The organism is Tepidanaerobacter sp. EBM-49 (assembly GCF_001896645.1).
Lineage (GTDB): Bacteria > Bacillota > Thermosediminibacteria > Thermosediminibacterales > Tepidanaerobacteraceae > Tepidanaerobacter > Tepidanaerobacter syntrophicus.
Map to the genome: position 1 here is coordinate 1 of NZ_MPPE01000057.1, position 16,754 is coordinate 16,754.

The 16,754-nt window shown below is 38.2% G+C and carries 19 protein-coding genes, 3 tRNA genes and 1 other annotated feature; of the genes, 16 read left to right on the forward strand and 6 right to left on the reverse strand.

Features of this window, described 5'->3' with window-relative positions; all coding sequences use genetic code 11:
* A partial coding sequence (locus BUE08_RS10305) for an EF-Tu C-terminal domain-related protein (RefSeq protein ID WP_286680374.1) occupies window positions 1-93 on the forward strand: 93 nt, incomplete at its 5' end.
* 53 nt (window positions 94-146) lie between these two features.
* Here the strand turns inward: BUE08_RS10305 and BUE08_RS10310 are convergent.
* Window positions 147-1,094, reverse strand: a complete 948-nt coding sequence (locus BUE08_RS10310) for a cation diffusion facilitator family transporter (RefSeq protein ID WP_286680895.1) — start codon at window positions 1,092-1,094, stop codon at window positions 147-149.
* Window positions 1,095-1,522: 428 nt separating this feature from the next.
* On the opposite strand from BUE08_RS10310, the gene rpmG reads away from it, so the two are divergent.
* From rpmG to rplL, 7 genes are all read left to right on the forward strand, one after another.
* Entirely contained in the window at window positions 1,523-1,672 is a 150-nt protein-coding gene (rpmG, locus tag BUE08_RS10315; RefSeq protein WP_059032392.1) for a 50S ribosomal protein L33, read from the forward strand.
* A gap of 20 nt (window positions 1,673-1,692) precedes the next feature.
* A complete protein-coding gene (gene secE / locus BUE08_RS10320) occupies window positions 1,693-1,899 on the forward strand; it encodes a preprotein translocase subunit SecE (RefSeq protein WP_083497661.1) in 207 nt (68 codons plus the stop codon).
* A 29-nt stretch (window positions 1,900-1,928) separates the two neighbouring features.
* Complete coding sequence (gene nusG / locus BUE08_RS10325; RefSeq protein WP_059032390.1) at window positions 1,929-2,453, forward strand: transcription termination/antitermination protein NusG; 525 nt, start codon at window positions 1,929-1,931, stop codon at window positions 2,451-2,453.
* Between the two features lie 25 nt (window positions 2,454-2,478).
* The gene (gene rplK, locus BUE08_RS10330) at window positions 2,479-2,901 is read left to right on the forward strand and encodes a 50S ribosomal protein L11 (protein ID WP_059032388.1); all 423 of its coding nucleotides are present in this window, start codon (window positions 2,479-2,481) and stop codon (window positions 2,899-2,901) included.
* Between the two features lie 50 nt (window positions 2,902-2,951).
* Entirely contained in the window at window positions 2,952-3,647 is a 696-nt protein-coding gene (gene rplA, locus BUE08_RS10335; protein WP_059032385.1) for a 50S ribosomal protein L1, read from the forward strand.
* A gap of 11 nt (window positions 3,648-3,658) precedes the next feature.
* Window positions 3,659-3,817: a sequence feature (ribosomal protein L10 leader region), on the forward strand.
* A 31-nt stretch (window positions 3,818-3,848) separates the two neighbouring features.
* Window positions 3,849-4,367, forward strand: coding sequence for a 50S ribosomal protein L10 (rplJ, locus tag BUE08_RS10340; RefSeq protein ID WP_309297990.1), 519 nt, complete (start codon window positions 3,849-3,851; stop codon window positions 4,365-4,367).
* Between the two features lie 56 nt (window positions 4,368-4,423).
* Window positions 4,424-4,801 (forward strand): 50S ribosomal protein L7/L12, encoded by a 378-nt coding sequence (rplL, locus tag BUE08_RS10345; protein WP_059032383.1) that lies wholly within the window; start codon window positions 4,424-4,426, stop codon window positions 4,799-4,801.
* A gap of 166 nt (window positions 4,802-4,967) precedes the next feature.
* Here rplL and BUE08_RS10350 read toward each other — a convergent pair whose 3' ends face one another.
* A complete protein-coding gene (locus tag BUE08_RS10350) occupies window positions 4,968-5,417 on the reverse strand; it encodes an Hsp20/alpha crystallin family protein (protein ID WP_059032381.1) in 450 nt (149 codons plus the stop codon).
* Window positions 5,418-5,663: 246 nt separating this feature from the next.
* Between BUE08_RS10350 and BUE08_RS10355 the strand changes: the two genes are divergently transcribed.
* Window positions 5,664-5,987 carry a TIGR04076 family protein gene (locus BUE08_RS10355; protein WP_059032380.1) on the forward strand — a complete coding sequence of 108 codons (324 nt, stop codon included), beginning with the start codon at window positions 5,664-5,666 and terminating at the stop codon, window positions 5,985-5,987.
* A gap of 19 nt (window positions 5,988-6,006) precedes the next feature.
* On the forward strand, window positions 6,007-6,885 hold the full coding sequence (locus tag BUE08_RS10360) for an NAD(P)-dependent oxidoreductase (protein ID WP_213951654.1): 879 nt from the start codon (window positions 6,007-6,009) through the stop codon (window positions 6,883-6,885).
* A 5-nt stretch (window positions 6,886-6,890) separates the two neighbouring features.
* Here BUE08_RS10360 and BUE08_RS10365 read toward each other — a convergent pair whose 3' ends face one another.
* Window positions 6,891-7,853, reverse strand: a complete 963-nt coding sequence (locus BUE08_RS10365) for a M20 metallopeptidase family protein (RefSeq protein ID WP_286680896.1) — start codon at window positions 7,851-7,853, stop codon at window positions 6,891-6,893.
* 8 nt (window positions 7,854-7,861) lie between these two features.
* Window positions 7,862-8,083, reverse strand: a complete 222-nt coding sequence (locus tag BUE08_RS10370; RefSeq protein ID WP_286680897.1) for a hypothetical protein — start codon at window positions 8,081-8,083, stop codon at window positions 7,862-7,864.
* 119 nt (window positions 8,084-8,202) lie between these two features.
* Here BUE08_RS10370 and BUE08_RS10375 point away from each other — a divergent pair, with 119 nt between their 5' ends.
* On the forward strand, window positions 8,203-11,778 hold the full coding sequence (locus BUE08_RS10375) for a glycoside hydrolase family 130 protein (RefSeq protein ID WP_286680898.1): 3,576 nt from the start codon (window positions 8,203-8,205) through the stop codon (window positions 11,776-11,778).
* A 31-nt stretch (window positions 11,779-11,809) separates the two neighbouring features.
* Here the strand turns inward: BUE08_RS10375 and BUE08_RS10380 are convergent, their stop codons facing one another.
* Window positions 11,810-12,868, reverse strand: coding sequence for a hypothetical protein (locus tag BUE08_RS10380; protein ID WP_286680899.1), 1,059 nt, complete (start codon window positions 12,866-12,868; stop codon window positions 11,810-11,812).
* Window positions 12,849-14,030, reverse strand: a complete 1,182-nt coding sequence (locus tag BUE08_RS10385; protein WP_286680900.1) for a glycosyltransferase family 4 protein — start codon at window positions 14,028-14,030, stop codon at window positions 12,849-12,851. The genes BUE08_RS10380 and BUE08_RS10385 overlap by 20 nt, the downstream gene beginning before the upstream one ends.
* 202 nt (window positions 14,031-14,232) lie before the next feature.
* On the opposite strand from BUE08_RS10385, the gene BUE08_RS10390 reads away from it, so the two are divergent.
* From BUE08_RS10390 to hpt, 5 genes are all read left to right on the forward strand, one after another.
* A tRNA-Met gene (locus BUE08_RS10390) sits at window positions 14,233-14,309 on the forward strand.
* Between the two features lie 21 nt (window positions 14,310-14,330).
* Window positions 14,331-14,407: transfer RNA gene (locus BUE08_RS10395), tRNA-Met, on the forward strand.
* Between the two features lie 4 nt (window positions 14,408-14,411).
* Window positions 14,412-14,486: transfer RNA gene (locus BUE08_RS10400), tRNA-Glu, on the forward strand.
* Window positions 14,487-14,559: 73 nt separating this feature from the next.
* On the forward strand, window positions 14,560-15,978 hold the full coding sequence (gene tilS / locus BUE08_RS10405) for a tRNA lysidine(34) synthetase TilS (RefSeq protein ID WP_286680901.1): 1,419 nt from the start codon (window positions 14,560-14,562) through the stop codon (window positions 15,976-15,978).
* Between the two features lie 71 nt (window positions 15,979-16,049).
* Window positions 16,050-16,592, forward strand: coding sequence for a hypoxanthine phosphoribosyltransferase (hpt, locus tag BUE08_RS10410; RefSeq protein ID WP_174221085.1), 543 nt, complete (start codon window positions 16,050-16,052; stop codon window positions 16,590-16,592).
* Window positions 16,593-16,754 lie beyond the last annotated feature (162 nt).

Below are 16,754 nucleotides of genomic sequence, written 5' to 3' on the forward strand. Positions count from 1 at the left end.
CCTATAGCCATCGAACCAGGACTTAGATTTGCTATCCGTGAAGGTGGAAGAACAGTTGGAGCAGGTGTAGTAACAGAGGTAATCGAGAACTAAATAATATGATATGAATAAAGAAGGGGCTTGGTCCCCTTCTTTTTAGTTAGTTTTTAACTCCTTAACGGCTCGATATGAACAGTAACATTAGAATCTGTCTCAGCTTCAATAGCTCTTTCCACTTGCTCTGATATCTCATGAGCCTTGATGAGGGGCATATCTTTTTCTACTTGTATGTGCAATGAGATTTCCTTATAATCCCCATAGTCATGGACGTTGACTTTGTGAATACTACAGACACCTGGAATAGAAAGAGCACATTTTTCGATAACCTTTAAAATTTCCTCATCAGGAGCTTCTCCTATAAGTCTGGAAGCGGATTCTGCTATTATGTTTATGCCGGTATAGATAATTAATGCAGAAACTCCGAGACCAAATATGGCATCTACTCTATAATAGCCATATCTAGAAGCGATAATGGCAATAGCTACAAGAATTGAAGCTATACCGTCAGTCCTATGGTGCATAGCATCTGCCATCAGAGCAGAAGCATTAGTTCGCATCCCAAGGTCAACGGAAAATTGAGCCATCCATTCTTTAAATATAGCTCCGACTACCATTACACCTGCTACCATAAAGCTTCCTTTTACAGGAGTGTTCGCAATAAAACGGCTCCATGAAGTCTGGCCAAACTGAACCCCCACCACAATCAGCATCGCAGCAATCAATAAAGTGGCAAGCGATTCTATTCTGCCATGACCGTACGGATGTTTTTCATCGGCCGGGGAACTGGAAAATTTGAAACCTAAGAGCACCACTATGGAAGTCAATACATCTGATGCTGTATGAATGGCGTCCGCCATTAATGAAATACTATTTAAGGTAAGCCCAAAGAAAATCTTAATTGCAGCCAGAACCAGATTTCCTACTATACTTACCCATGCCTCAAGGTATGCATACTTTCTCCTTAACTGCGGATCGGTTACTCTTTCGGGAAAATCATTTTCCTTTAAAAATAATGCAATTAAATAATTATTGATGTTTTTAACTTTTTTATTCACTGGCGGTATTCCTCCTGTAAATGTTGAAATAAGAACGTACAAAATCTTCATTTATAGTGCAAAATTTGGTTAATTTTAAAAATATCCTTCCCCTGCTAAAGGAAAAATTTGGCGTAAAAAAAACTTGCAGGAATGAGTCCTGCAAAAATTCTAATTGCTGCGTCCGTGCGCCCGGCAAAAGCCTGTTCTCATTATAATGAAAATATAACATCAAAAACCCTGAAAGTCAAGTGCGACAATGATTATCATATGATAATGATTTATATGCTCATCTTTGATCCATCTTTTAAATAAAATCTAATTTATTGACAACATACGCCAATTATGATAAATTTATTTAAGTGACTAAAAAGCGAAAAATCCTTACACACTAGATAAAGACTGGGAATAAACTATATATACGAACATGAGTAGGAGGTGCGCACTCATTGAGGACCAACATAGTTTTAGCATGTACAGAATGCAAGGAAAGAAATTATTTTACTCAAAAAAATAAAAAGAATGATCCCGATAGATTGGAAATGACTAAATACTGCAGACGCTGCGGAAAACATACACTGCACAGGGAAACTAAATGATTGACTAGGAGGATTGTCTTATGGCAGCGGCTAAGGAGGGAATTATAAAGCGGACCGGAAAGTTTTTTAGAGAAGTAAGGTCCGAACTTAAAAAAGTAACATGGCCCACCAAAAATGAACTTACCACATATACTCTTGTGGTTATGATATCTGTTGTTATCGTAAGCGGTTTTTTGTGGATATCAGACAATATATTTTATAGATTATTATCACTTATTCTCCGATAATTGAAGGAGGTTGGGCACAGCCCGGCAGCATGTCAAAAAATTGGTACGTTATTCATACTTATTCAGGTTACGAAAATAAAGTAAAAACTAACCTGGAAAAGCGTGTTGAATCCATGGGTATGCAGGATAAGATTTTTCGGATTCTTGTTCCTATGGAGGACGAAATAGAAATTAAAAACGGAAAGCGAAAAACTACACAGCGCAAAATTTTTCCAGGATATGTCCTGGTCGAAATGATTGTAACAGATGATTCCTGGTATGTCGTCCGCAACACACCGGGAGTTACGGGATTTGTAGGAGCAGGAAGCAAACCTATTCCCCTTAACGAGTCTGAAGTTAAACAGATTCTAAAGCAAATGGGTATTGAAGAGCCGAAGCATAAAATTGATATTGCCATAAATCAGAGCGTTAAGGTCTCGTCTGGGCCATTTGAGAACTTTGTTGGAAACGTTATAGAGATAAATCCCGAAAAGCAAAAAGTAAAAGTGCTCATATCTATGTTTGGCAGAGAAACACCTATAGAATTAGGTTTTGATCAAATAGAAAAACTATAACAGTTGTGTTAGAGGAGGTGTGCCAATGGCAAAAAAAGTAGTATCCGTAGTTAAACTTCAGATTCCTGCAGGTAAAGCAACGCCAGCCCCACCAGTAGGCCCGGCACTTGGTCCTACCGGTATAAATATAATGAATTTCTGTAAAGAGTTTAACGAAAAAACAGCAAACCAAGCCGGTTTGATTATACCTGTGGAACTTTCAGTATATCAGGACAGATCATTTACTTTTGTTTTAAAGACTCCCCCGGCCTCTGTGTTGCTTAAAAAGGCTGCAGGAGTGGAAAAAGGCTCTGGAGAGCCCAATCGAGTCAAAGTAGGAAAAGTCAGCAAGAAAGATGTTCAAGAAATAGCCCAGTTAAAAATGGTCGATCTTAACGCTAACAGCATCGAAGCTGCAATGAGGATGGTAGAGGGAACTGCCCGCAGTATGGGCATTACAGTCGAATAAATTTTCTAGTGGGAGGATTTTTCCGATATTACCACAAGGAGGTACGCTAAATGGCTAAACATGGCAAAAAATATCTAGAAGCATTAAAACTAGTAGATAGAACAAAAGTGTATGATGTAAGAGAAGCATTTGAGTTATTAGAAAAGACAGCAGTAGCAAATTTTGATGAAACTATAGAAGTCGCTATCCGTCTTGGCGTTGACCCGAGACATGCCGATCAGCAGGTGAGAGGTACGGTCACACTTCCACATGGAACCGGCAAAAGCGTTAGAGTTTTAGTATTTGCCAAGGGAGACAAAATCAAGGAAGCCGAAGAGGCAGGAGCCGATTATGTAGGCGCAGAAGATTTGGTTGCAAAAGTTGAAAACGGATTTCTTGATTTCGATGTTGCGATTGCAACACCTGATATGATGGGAAGCGTAGGGAAGTTAGGAAGGATTTTAGGCCCCAGAGGCCTTATGCCCAACCCGAAAGCAGGTACAGTAACTTTTGATGTAGGAAAAGCCGTAAAAGAGGTTAAAGCCGGAAAAATAGAATTTAGAGTTGACAAAACCGGGATTGTACATGCCCCGATCGGCAAAAAATCTTTTGGGGTTGATAAACTGATAGACAACTTTAATGCTCTAATGGATGCTATAATTAAAGCAAAACCGGCTTCAGCTAAAGGCCAGTACATCAAAAGTATAGTTGTATCCAGCACCATGGGACCCGGGATAAAAATAAATCCTCAAAAAGTAGCGGCTTAAATCTAAATTGAATATAAAAATAATAAATGCTGCAGACAGTAGGTGCTTATAAAAGCTTAATTTCCTACCGAGGCAATTAAAGCAAAATGGTTTTGTTCCATACAAAATCATGAATTTGTTTAAATGCTAAAGCCTTTCTGTTTCTGCAGAAAGGCTTTATTTAATTTGTTAAAAGCAGTAAAAATGTTGGGAGGTGAAACAGTGCCAGTAAAAGAATCGAAGATAAAAGCTGTAGAAGAATTAAAGGATAAATTTAGTCGTTCAAAAGCTGTTATTCTTACGGATTATCGTGGCTTAAATGTAGCGGCCATAACCGAACTTCGCCGTAAGCTTCGGGAGCAGGGCATAGAATATAAAGTTGCAAAAAATACGCTAATGCATATCGCTCTTGAAGATTTTGACTATAGCTTGGATGATTTTCTTGAAGGCCCTACTGCCGTAGCTTTCAGTTATGAAGATCCGGTAGCGCCTGCAAAGCTGCTAACAGAGTTTGCAAAAACCCACAAGGAATTAGAAATTAAAGCCGGTGTAGTGGAAGGCAAAGTTGCCAGCAAGGAAATGATTGATGAACTTGCTAAACTACCCCCGAAAGAACAACTTCTTGCAAATGCAGTCGGCGCAATTCAGTCGCCGCTATATGGTATTGTGGGAGTATTACAGGGAACGCTTCGCAATTTGGTTTATACATTGCAAGCTATTGAGGAAAAGAAAGCTTCTTAAAGGTTCACATCAAAATATAAAAACTAATTTTAAGTAAAATTGAGGAGGAAAAATTAATGACAAAAGAAGAAATTATTTCTGCTATTGAAAATATGACAGTACTAGAGTTATCAGAACTTGTAAAGGATTTACAGGAAAGATTTGGAGTGACAGCAGTAGCTCCTGTGGCAGCTGCAGCAGCTCCTGCCGCAGGCGGAGCCGCAGAAGCCGCTGAGGCAGAGCAGACTGAATTTGATGTAATCTTATCTGCAGCAGGGGATCAGAAGATTAAAGTTATAAAGGTTGTAAGAGAAATCACAGGATTAGGCTTAAAAGAAGCAAAAGACTTAGTAGACAATGCACCAAAGCCTGTAAAGGAAAAGGTTAGCAAAGAAGAAGCCGAGCAGATTAAAGAAAAGCTCGCCGAAGTTGGAGCAACGGTAGAAATAAAATAAGGCTATTTACGTAAGCCGGTGCTTTCACTTCCACCAGTTAGCTGGCGGTACATGACTAAAAGCAATAACATATAAATAAAGAAGGCCAGCGTCTAAGGCGCTGGCCGGTAACTGCCTCTATCGAGGGCAGAAAAAAACCACCCGTTTTTCGGGTGGTTTTATAGTATTAACCTTCGATCTCAATTGGCACTGCTTTTCCTGTTTGCTCTTTCTTAGGAACGGTTACAGTTAAAATACCGTTTTCCAGTTTTGCAACTACGCCTTCATCTTTAGCATCTGCCAAGAAGATGTTGCGCTGCATCGAGGTTTGGCGTCTCTCTCTGTGGATATAGTTCTTGCCTTCCTCTTCTACGTTTTCTTCTTTATTTACTGAAATCTGGATTCTGCCTTCATCTACTGTTACATTGACTTCCTCTTTCTTTACACCGGGAAGTTCTGCTTTAATATAGTAGTTTTTATCGTCTTCTAAAACGTCAATTTTGAAAGTATCAGCTACAAGACTCCTTCTGAAGGGCCACACATCAGCAAAGAAGTCATCTAACACATTGGTTATATCATCAAAAGGATCACTTAAAATATCAGGTGTTCTTCTGTTGAAAGGAACTAATCCTGCCATATACATCAGCTCCTTTACTTATAATTTTTTTGTTAGCACTCTCAACTCCCGAGTGCTAATTCTATTTTTTATATAACATATTTCTTAGAGTTTGTCAATAGGGTTTCAAAAATTTTTTTCATAAAATACAATGAAGGAATTTTAAACATAGTTATAGAATTGAATATATTATAGCCAAAGCAATGATATTATATATTTGAAATCTAATAGCTCAAGAAAACTTGCTGGTAAAGGAGAGTGAAGGCGGTGGAAAGCGTTGCTAAAATTTCTCGCGACGTGATTGCTGTTGTACGGGAAGTTCGAGGAAATTGTGCAGCAGGAATAAAAGTTGGCGATGTACTTTATTTTTCCGGAGCAAATATTGTTAAAGAAAAATCCGATAATATTTGTGCTTATGCCCTCACAAATATCATGCCTGTAGTTTTTGCGTGCCGTCTGGGAACTGACTTTGAAAAACTTGGGATTGACGGCCGCCTGTGGCAGTGTGTGGATCCGGGCCCGCCTTATACACCCGGTGGCACAGTTCTTTATGAAGTAATGCCTGCAGAAAAATATAAGTCAAAAAAATAATTATAAGGAGGCTGTAATTATGCCGATAAGCAAAGAAAATACAATAATAGGTTTTATAGGAACAGGCGTAATGGGGAAAAGCATGGCAAAAAATTTAATTAAAGCAGGGTATGAGCTTTTAGTATATAACCGGACAAAATCAAAAGCTCAAGAATTAATTGAACTTGGCGCAGCATGGAAAGACAGTCCTGCAGAAATTGCAAAAGAAGCTGATGCCGTAATAACAATGGTAGGATATCCCAAAGATGTAAGAGAATTATATCTTGGAGAAGGTCGAGTAATAGAAAATGCGAAAAAAGGCTCTTATTTGATAGATATGACGACTTCGAGTCCGAAACTTGCCATGGAAATTTATGAAGAGGCTAAAGCACGGGGTTTATATGCCTTAGATGCACCGGTTTCAGGTGGGGATGTGGGAGCAAGAGAGGCAACCCTTTCTATCATGGTTGGAGGAGATAGAGAGGCATTTGAAGAAGTTAAGCCTATTTTTGAAGCAATGGGTAAAAATATAGTGCTGCAGGGAAAAGCCGGGGCAGGCCAGCATACCAAAATGAGTAATCAAATCGCGATTGCCTCTAATATGATAGGAGTTTGTGAAGCTATGGCTTATGCAAAAAAGGCAGGCCTTGATCCGAAACTGGTTTTAAAAAGTATAGAATCAGGAGCTGCAGGCAGCTGGTCTTTGAGCAATTTAGCACCCAGAATGCTGGATGGAGATTTTCGACCTGGTTTTTACATAAAGCATTTTATCAAAGATATGAAAATTGCCTTAGAATCTGCAGAAGAAATGGGACTTAAAACCCCCGGCTTAAAACTTGCGCTTTCTCTATATGAAGAATTAGCGGAAAAAGGAGAAGAGGACAGCGGCACACAAGCACTTTTCAAATATTACATATAGCAGAGCTAACTTCTGTTTAGATTTCCCATTAAATATTCAAAAGCTATATTTGCCAAAACTGCTGAAGCAAGAGGCAGCGCATCTTCATCAATATCGAACAGGTTGCTGTGGGCAGGATGCACTATTCCTTTTGCTTCGTTTCTTACTCCCAGCTGAAAAAAGGCCCCAGGTGCTTCTTTTAGAAAATACGCAAAGTCTTCCACCCCCATGCCCGGTTTAGAAACCACAACTACATTTTGCTCTCCAATGAGCTTAGAGGCTGCGGCCCTGACCAGATCCACCATTTTGTCATCATTTACAAGGGCGGGATAGCTTTCTACTATATTAATATCAGCCTGGGCTCCGTAAGCCTCACAGATCTTATTTACCATTTTAGCAAAATTATTCCTGATTTTTTTGCGAGTCTCAGGCTCTAATGTCCTTATTATTCCTGAAAGATTTGCAGTATCTGCTATAATATTTCTTTGATAACCGCCATTAAATTTTCCGACTGTTATAACAGCAGAATCCAGTGGATCTATACTGCGACTTACAATACTCTGCAGGCAGTTAATTACCTGAGCTCCTACTGCTATAGCATCGATTCCGAATTGGGGGCTTGCGCCATGGCAGCTTTTACCCTTTATCTTTATATCAAACATATCTGATGAGGCGTAAGCCTTTCCGTAAATCACACCAATTTTTCCTGTATCAAGCCCCACGTTACAGTGTAATCCAAAAACTGCATTGACTTTAGGATTTTCCATGGCTCCTTCTTTTATCATAGGCAGTGCGCCGCCGGTGGTTTCTTCTGCAGGCTGAAAAAGGAATTTCACCTGTCCGATAAAGCTTTCCCGGTGCTTTGCCAGAAGCATAGCCGCTCCCAAAAGTCCGGCAGTATGAGCGTCATGACCGCAGGCGTGCATTTTTCCTTTTACTTTTGAAGCATACTCCACGTTCTTTCCATCATTTAAAGGTAAGGCATCCATGTCTGCTCTTAGCCCAACCGTTTTCCTAAATCTTTTCCTGTTAAAATGCCAATGATGCCGGTGCCTGCTACCCTTTTTGTTTTAATACCTATATCATGAAGTTTTTTTTCTACAAATTCGCTGGTAAGATGCTCCTCAAATCCTAATTCCGGATTCATGTGAAGATATCTTCTGATAGCTACAATATCCTTACTTATTTTATCGGCCTCCAAAAGCCAATCTATGCCCAAAATTTTTACCCCCTATTTAATTCGTAATTTTGCAATATATTAAGTATACATCTTTTTTATACTTTATGATATTCTTAAAATAATATTATTAATAACTAAAAAGAAATGAGGTTTCCAATTTGAGCGTAAATGAAAATGTAGTTGAAAAAGGAGATGAATTCCGTAAAAAGGTAGACGAAATTCTAAATGCTATGCAAGATATGAGTTATGCAGATTTAGTTGTAGGGATTCCATTTTATAATGAAAAAGATACAATTGAATCTATCTTAAAAACAGTAGATGAGGGACTTGAAGCGTTTCCAAACCTAAAAAAACTAATAGTTTGCATCGGGGATCCTGCAGGAAGCGATGCCTTAGAAATTATAAGAAGCACAAAATTAAAAACGCCAAATATATCCTTTATATTAGATCCGGGTATAAACGGCAGAGGCTTTAGCATAATGACCATTTTAGAGATAGCAAAACAGCTTGAAGCCGATGCCATAATTCTAAAGGCAGATATGGTAAGTGAAAATGGAGAGGGATTTTCCCACTCTTGGATAGAACAACTTATATATCCTATTACCCAAGGCTATGATACGGTTTTTGCAAAATTTAAAAGACACTATTTCGAAAATACCACAGGCACTTTGCTGGTAAGACCATTACTTGAAACAATATACGGATATAATCTATATGATCCTTTAGCAGGTTTATACGGGATAGCTCATGACCTTGTAGAGGATTACTGTATGGAAGCATCCCATTGGCTCAGCTACATAGGCGGATATGGAATAGATCCTTGGCTTGTAACTCGCGCAGTGGTATGGGATAAAAAAATTTGCGAGGTAAATTTAGGAGCTACACTATCTCCTTCATCAATGCAAAAAATACTTTTTCTGTTTAAAGAGATTACCAGATCTTTTTGGGAATGTATCATTGCTGATCAGGATTATTGGTTAAACCATAATGATATCTTAAAATTTCCTGATAAGTTGTTGCGATTTACAGCAAACGAAGATGTGCCGAAAAAAGCATACTATAAATTTACAGATTTTGTAAGCATATTTAAGTCTGATTATGAAAAATATGGGTTAATTTATAAAAAACTGCTGCCAAAAGAACTTGCATCTTCGGCAGAGGAAGTTTATAATCTTTCCTATGAAAGTTTTATATTGGATGAGGAACTGTGGGCGACGTTCACTTATCGTTTTTTAGAAGCATATTGTTTTTCTGAAGAAATATCAAAAGAAGATATTTTATCTGCATTTATGGTGGCATATGAAGGTGCTGTAGCAGGATACATAAAACAGATAAATAATTTCAAGAGACGTTTTGACAATGCGAACCCTGAGGATATAGAAAATCTTGCCTACAAAAAATTAATAGATTTTGAGACGTCTCAAACAAAGGCATTTTTAAAATTAAAAATTTCTTTTACAAAAAACTGGGTTAGTAAATCAGAGGAAAAAGCGCCTCCAATTGTGCCATTAGATTATTTAGAATTTATCCCTGGTGTGCCAATTGTGCTTCCGAAGCAGCTGACAAGTTTAAACGGACAAGTAGTGTGGACGAATGGAATATTTAATGAAATTAAGAAAAAATACACTGCTGCTTTTTACGATTTTATATACAATAAACTGCACATTCCAAGAGATGCTGATTCTAAAGAAATAGTTGCAGGGATAAGTGAACTTGTAGCACAACTTGAAAAAACCGCAAATTTACTGTTTGCAGGCGATCTTCACACGTTGAAGGGAACAAAAGAATCAGTTGATAAAATGTTTGAGATGATGCCTTGCGGCAAAGTTATGGCGGTAAAAGAAGAAATATTAAAGAAGCTGTTATGTGAGTTTATTCCTTCAAATCTTTTGGTAGCAATGGGTTATACGAGCATAGGGGAACTTTTAGATGCTGTGACACCCCGAAAAGCCATGGCTTTGGCGTTTATAAGCGAGGAGAGAGCCTATGTAGACAGGATAAATTTATGGCTGGAGGATAATCTCAGGCCGGATAATATGGAAGAAGTGGAAATAGAGAGGATTGTAGTTGGTAAAAATAAATTCCCCAATATAGCGAGCATGAGCAATATAAGTGCACTAAATAAAATTACAGGCGTTATTATAATATCAACGCTTGCAAAAGGAATGGGGGGCAGATATCCAAAACTTCTTTATTTTACCCATATAATTAAAAATGCTATAGAAGCGGAACACTATGCTTATATCTGGAGGCTATATGCAAGAGAACGAAGAAATTTTGGTATCAAAGTAATTAATTCTATTATAGGACACCACGGCAAAGATATTTTCTCGGCTCACAATATATTTGAAAACTGGCATCAAAAAGAATTTGTAGCACGATTAAAAATTTTAGGGAAAAAACTCGAAGATATGGGAATGAAAACTGAAGCTGAAGCAATCTACTTAATGGCAGAAGGATACAATCTCTCATTTACCCTAGAAGACGGAACTTTTATACCTTGCTCAGCATGGAGCTGGGCGAGCTATAGCTTTAAAGGCGGCAAAGGAGTACCAGCACCTCTTTCAATTCATGTAGAACGAAACTGGTTCAATAATGAACTTTTGGTAGAACTATGTAAATACATGGGATACAGTGAAGAAGAAATCATGGAGGTAGTGTTTCAACTTATGGGAGAAGGAAAAGAAAGTTACGATATTGCAAATATCCTTTTAAAAATAAAACCCTTTAATGATGCTGTTGTAGTTCAAGATATAGAAAATTGGCCTCCCGCAGGAAGCCTTGTGCGATATGAAGGCAATCCCATATTGCGGCCTATCCATGATCATCCGTGGGAGTCTAAATATGTGCTCAATGCTGCAGCTCTCAAAATAGAAAACAAGGTATTCATACTTTACAGAGCTTTTGGCGATGATAATATTTCTAGGATTGGAATGGCTGTATCTGATGGCTGCAATATCTTAGAAAGACTTCCGGAACCTATTTTTTTCCCGCAAACTCCGCAAGAGAAAAAAGGTTGCGAAGATCCCAGGACAGTTATAATGGGAGACAAAATTTATATGTTTTATACCGCTTATGATGGAGTAGTAGCTCAAATAGCCGCCGCTTGTATTGGCATCACAGACTTTTTAAAAAGAGATTTTAGTAAATGGGAAAGATTAGGCCTTGCTTTTCCAAATATATGGAATAAAGATGCAGTTATCTTTCCCGAAAAAATCAACGATCAGTATATACTCTATCATAGAATTGAGCCTAGCATATGGGTTTCATATTCTGAAGAGCTTAAATTTCCCTGGCCGAAAGACGGGCATAAGATAATTATGGGACCTCGGACAGGAATGATGTGGGATTCCATGAAAATCGGTGCAGGTGCCCAACCTATAAAGACAAAATACGGGTGGCTTCTGATATATCATGGAGTCGATGACAATTTGGTCTACAGGCTGGGTGCAGCATTAGTTGAACTTGATAATCCGTCAAGACTTCTGTACAGGTCTCCAAACCCTATTCTTTCTCCACAGATGCATTATGAAGTGGGGGACAAATCAACATCGTGGGTTCCGAATGTAGTTTTTACCTGCGGTGCAGTTCCTGTAAGCGACAGAGAGATACTGGAAGCAGATGATGAAATTTTAGTGTATTATGGGGCAGCGGATACGTATCTTTGCGCTGCGTTCGGGAAAATTGGGGATTTAATACCCTATGAAATAAGACAAAAAACCGAAAAAAGATAAGAAACAAAGAGAGGGATTCTACCCTCTCTTTTTATACAGCAGGTATTTCTGCTATATCTTGTGCATCGTTGTTTAAAATATTTTCCAATATTTGATGAGTCAGCAGAAAACTCACTAGCGCTTCTGCTCCTTGATTCATATTTATACCACGGGAAGTTAATGCATCATGGCAGCCGCCTGAAGTTTCATTGTATACCTGCAAGCTGTTTATATTTTTTCCCCAGTACCATCTGTAAGAAAGTTTTGCCATATCCAAGTGCTCTTTCTTACCTATTACAAAATAAGCACAAATACATGCAAGGGTGATAGATGCAGCATCAACAGGCTGCTGATCAAAGGTAGGTATACTGCCGTCTTTTTGCCACCATCCCTGATTTCCTACAATTGACAAATAACCGTTTTTAAAAAGGGCATCTGTTAAAAAATTCAAAGATTCTTCTGCGATCCTAAGGGATTTTTTATCTCCGGAAACAGCATAATAAAGAAACAAAGAATGAGGCAAAACGGCATTGCAGTAAGTTAAGTATTCTTCAAACCACTGCCAGTTATCACTGTGGTTTGCTGTATAGGCATTGTTTAATCGCTCTGCCATATCACCGGCTATTTTGTAAATTCCGTCTGTGCTTTGCACATCTTCAAAACCATTTCCTAAAAGCGAGGCAAGCCCTATAAGAGAATATGCTATGGCTCTCAGACTTTTAAAGTTTTCTATGACAGGTAAGGTCTTTTTGATGATACCTTGCGCGGTTTCTTTAATTTCCGAAGAAGAGTTTTTATTACAGAATGCGTAACAACAAGCCATAAAAGCCCTTCCAATACTGTCTTCAGAATCAATGTCAGGAACGAAATTTTCATCCAGCTTTAGATTTGCAAAAGTGCCGTCAGGCCTTTGAGCACTTTTTATAAATTCAATGTAAATCTTAGCCAGGTCTTTCATGCCTTTATCAGCGTTTAAAGCCACAATCAAAGCCCGTGCATTGTCGTCGACGGTGTATCCGCTTTCCTTTATAGGATTATCATATTTTGCAAATTGTATTATTCCGGTATTATCCGTCATTTTCTCCAAATGTTTATAGGAGACTTCTTTCATCAGACACCACCTCTTTTATCTTGGAATCAGCAAAAGCGATGAGTTCTTCTAAAAAGCTCCTATATAACTTTGCGACATTATTCCAACTCATTTTTTGACCCAATTCTTGCGCCTTATTTTCCAAGGATTGTTTCAAGGCGGGATCATTAATAATTTTTTCTATTAAAAAAGCAAGTTCTTTAGGGTCATCACTATTTTGAGCAATAAGCCCTCTTCCATTGCCCAATATTTCAAGAGCATATTCATAAGGCGTAGATACTATTGCCCTTCCGCATCCTACCGCATAAGTTAGCGTGCCGCTTACAGCCTGATTTTTGTTGGGATATGGCGTTACATACACATCAGTCATGTAAAGATAATCTCCCAACTTATCTAGTGAGAGGAATTCATTTATAAATTTTACATTGTCGGTTAATCCTAATTCTTCTACTAAGCTTACAAGCGAAGCCCTATAAGATTCCCCATATTTTTTTATAATATTCGGATGTGTTTTGCCGAGAACTAAGTAAAGAATATCCGGATGATGCGGTACAAGTTCAGAAATTGCTTTTATGCAATTTTCAATGCCTTTACCCGGACCTATAAGGCCAAAAGTTGAAACTATTGTTCTTCCGGTATATCCGTATTTTTGCTTTAATTCATCCCTGCCTTTAGGTTCAAAAAATGGAACGCCATGAGGGATTACGCGTATTTTATGTTCAGGGACGCTGTAAACTTTACTCAAAAGCTTTGCGGATCTTTTTGTCATACACACAATTCCGTTTGCTGCAGCTCCTAACCGAGAAAGCACATTTTTTTGACCAAAAGTTGGCTCCAAAAGCACTGTGTGAGTAGTAACTACAAATGGTTTTTTAAGATGATTTGCAAATTCAAGGACATAGCTGCCGTCATCGCCTCCGAATATACCGTATTCATGCTGGATTATGACAACATCTGCCGAAGATTGATTTACAAAATCTGCTGCCTCCCGAAAGCTTTCTTTTTCATCTTGACTTACCTCAAAAATAACCTCTTTGGGATAATCGTAGGAATTTTTTGCGTCTGTTATGGCGATGATGCTGACATTTTCATCGATAGATACAAGATTGTCCCTAAGGTCCTTAGAGAAAGAAGCTATCCCGCATTCTCTAGGGGGATAAGTGCTCAAAATAACGATATTCATTAATACCACTTCCTTAAAATTCTAAGCCATAAAATACCACCTTGCTCCATGAAACAATTATTCATAAAGATAAGCAATATCAGACTTTATAATTCATTATAGCAGAGATTTCTGTCTATTTCAACAAAACGATTTGGCTTGACGGATTCGACTTTTTGTTGTAAAATAAAATAGCTTGGCATTTACGATATTATATAAATGACGCGGGGTGGAGCAGTCCGGTAGCTCGTCGGGCTCATAACCCGGAGGTCGTCGGTTCAAATCCGGCCCCCGCAACCAAAATATGCAAATATCTTACATGGCGGCGTAGCTCAGGTGGCTAGAGCATGCGGTTCATACCCGCAGTGTCCGGGGTTCAAATCCCTGCGCCGCTACCAAAAAGGCCCCGTGGTCAAGTGGTTAAGACATCGCCCTTTCACGGCGGTATCAGGGGTTCGAATCCCCTCGGGGTCACCAAGCTGCAAAATAACAAGTCGCAAAATGCGGCTTTTTTTATTTAATAATGTTAAAATCTTAAGGAAGACTTAAAATGAATGTAAATGAAATTTTTCTTTCAACGCTTAAAAAATACAATATGATTCAAAAAGGAGACAAGATTATTGCCGGAGTATCTGGAGGGCCTGATTCTGTCTGTCTTTTACATCTTTTAGTCACACTCCAAGGAGAACTTAATATTTATGTATATGCAGCCCATTTGGATCATATGATACGAGGCGATGAATCAGGACAAGATGCAGAGTTTGTAGAAAAATTATGTAAATCCTGGAATATTGAGCTTTTTACCGAAAGGCTTGACGTTCCTTCTTATGCCTCAGCCAAGGGACTTTCTATGGAAGATGCGGCAAGACGTGTCAGATACGATTTTTTTAAACGTGTAAGAAGTGAAATAAAAGCAGATAAAATAGCTACCGGCCATAACAGAGACGATCATGAAGAGACTATACTTATGAATATTTTAAGAGGCAGTGGCTTAGAAGGCCTACTGGGTATCGAACCTGTTCGAGATTTCTATATAAGACCCCTTATTGAAATCCCGAGAGAAGAAATCGAAGAATACCTAAATCAGAATAATATCCCTTTTAGAATAGATTCAACAAATCTTACGACTGATTATTTTAGAAACAGTATTCGCCTTGAATTAATGCCTCTGATTGAACAAAAATACTGTCCTCATCTGGGGAAATCCCTTCGCCGCCTTTCCGAAATAGCGCGTCGAGACCTTTCGTTTATAAAGGAAGAGGCTCAAAAAGCTTCAAGAGACGTACTAGACTTTGAACCCTTTTGCGTTATAATAAACATAGGGAAGTTTTTAAATTTGCATGAAGCTATAAAATACTACGTAGCAAGATTTGCAATAGAAAAAATTGCCGGAGACACAAAGGATTTTGAAGAAAAACACACAGCGCTTCTGGTTAAATTTATAGAAGAATCCGAAACAGGCAAAATAATAGACTTGCCCAAAGGCATTATAGGCATTAAAGAATATGGCCGATTTGTGCTGTATGCTGACGGCAAAGATACGGATGTTCCTGATTATATTTATGAGCTTTCCGTTCCGGGCAAGGTTGCTATAGCCGAAAGCGGAGTTACGATAGAAGCCGATATTATACCGCCCGATCCTAATTTTAATATGCCTATTGACCCAAACACCGCATACCTTGATTTTGATAAAGTGGGAAACTGCAATCTGATTGCAAGAAACAGAAGAGCCGGCGACAAATTTAAACCTTTAGGTGCTGATGGTTTTAAAAAAATAAAGGAGTTTTTTATTGATGAAAAAATTCCTCGAAGAAAGAGAAATAAAATCCCAATAGTAGAATCTTGCGGTAATATCATTTGGGTTGCAGGAATGAGAATTGATGATAGATTTAAACTGGATGACAGAACAAAAAAAGTTTTGCGTTTAAGAATAATAAATGAAGGAAATTTTGATATACTTGATAGGTAATAGGCATTGTGGTAAAATAAATGCTAATTGATTTGTAAATCTTAAAATAAGCAGCGAATAGGAGGATAGCCTTGCTCAATGATGTAAAGCAAGTTTTAATAACAGAGGAGCAGCTTTTAGAAAAAGTAAAGGAACTGGGAGAAAAAATAACCAACGATTATAAGGATAGCGATAATTTTATCGTAATAGGGGTGCTAAAGGGCGCTGTAGTTTTCATGTCAGACCTTATTCGCTCTATAGAGCTGCCTTTAAAAATTGATTTTATGGCGGTGTCGAGCTATGGAACATCCACTGAATCTTCCGGAGTCGTTAGGATACTTAAAGATCTTGATGAATCCGTGGAGGGAAAGGATGTCTTAATAGTCGAGGATATAGTTGATTCAGGGCTGACTCTAAGCTATATGCATAAAATCTTAAAGTCCCGTAAACCTGCCAGCCTTAAAATCTGTACACTGCTTGACAAGCCAAATCGCAGGAAAGTTGATTTGAAAATAGATTATTTAGGTTTTGAAATTCCGGATGATTTTGTTGTGGGCTATGGCTTGGACTATGCCGGAAAATATAGGAATTTACGAGATATTTGCGTGTTAAAGCCTGAAATCTACAAAGGATAAAGTAATAAAGAAAATTATTATCAAGAGGTGCATTAGAAATTTTGCATAATTGTAAAAATGTAATTTATCTTAACTTTTTCACCCAGAACAGAAAAAATAAGCCTGTATCCTTTGCAATATAAAGGATACAGGCTTTTCATTTACATCATAAAGTTGTTATGC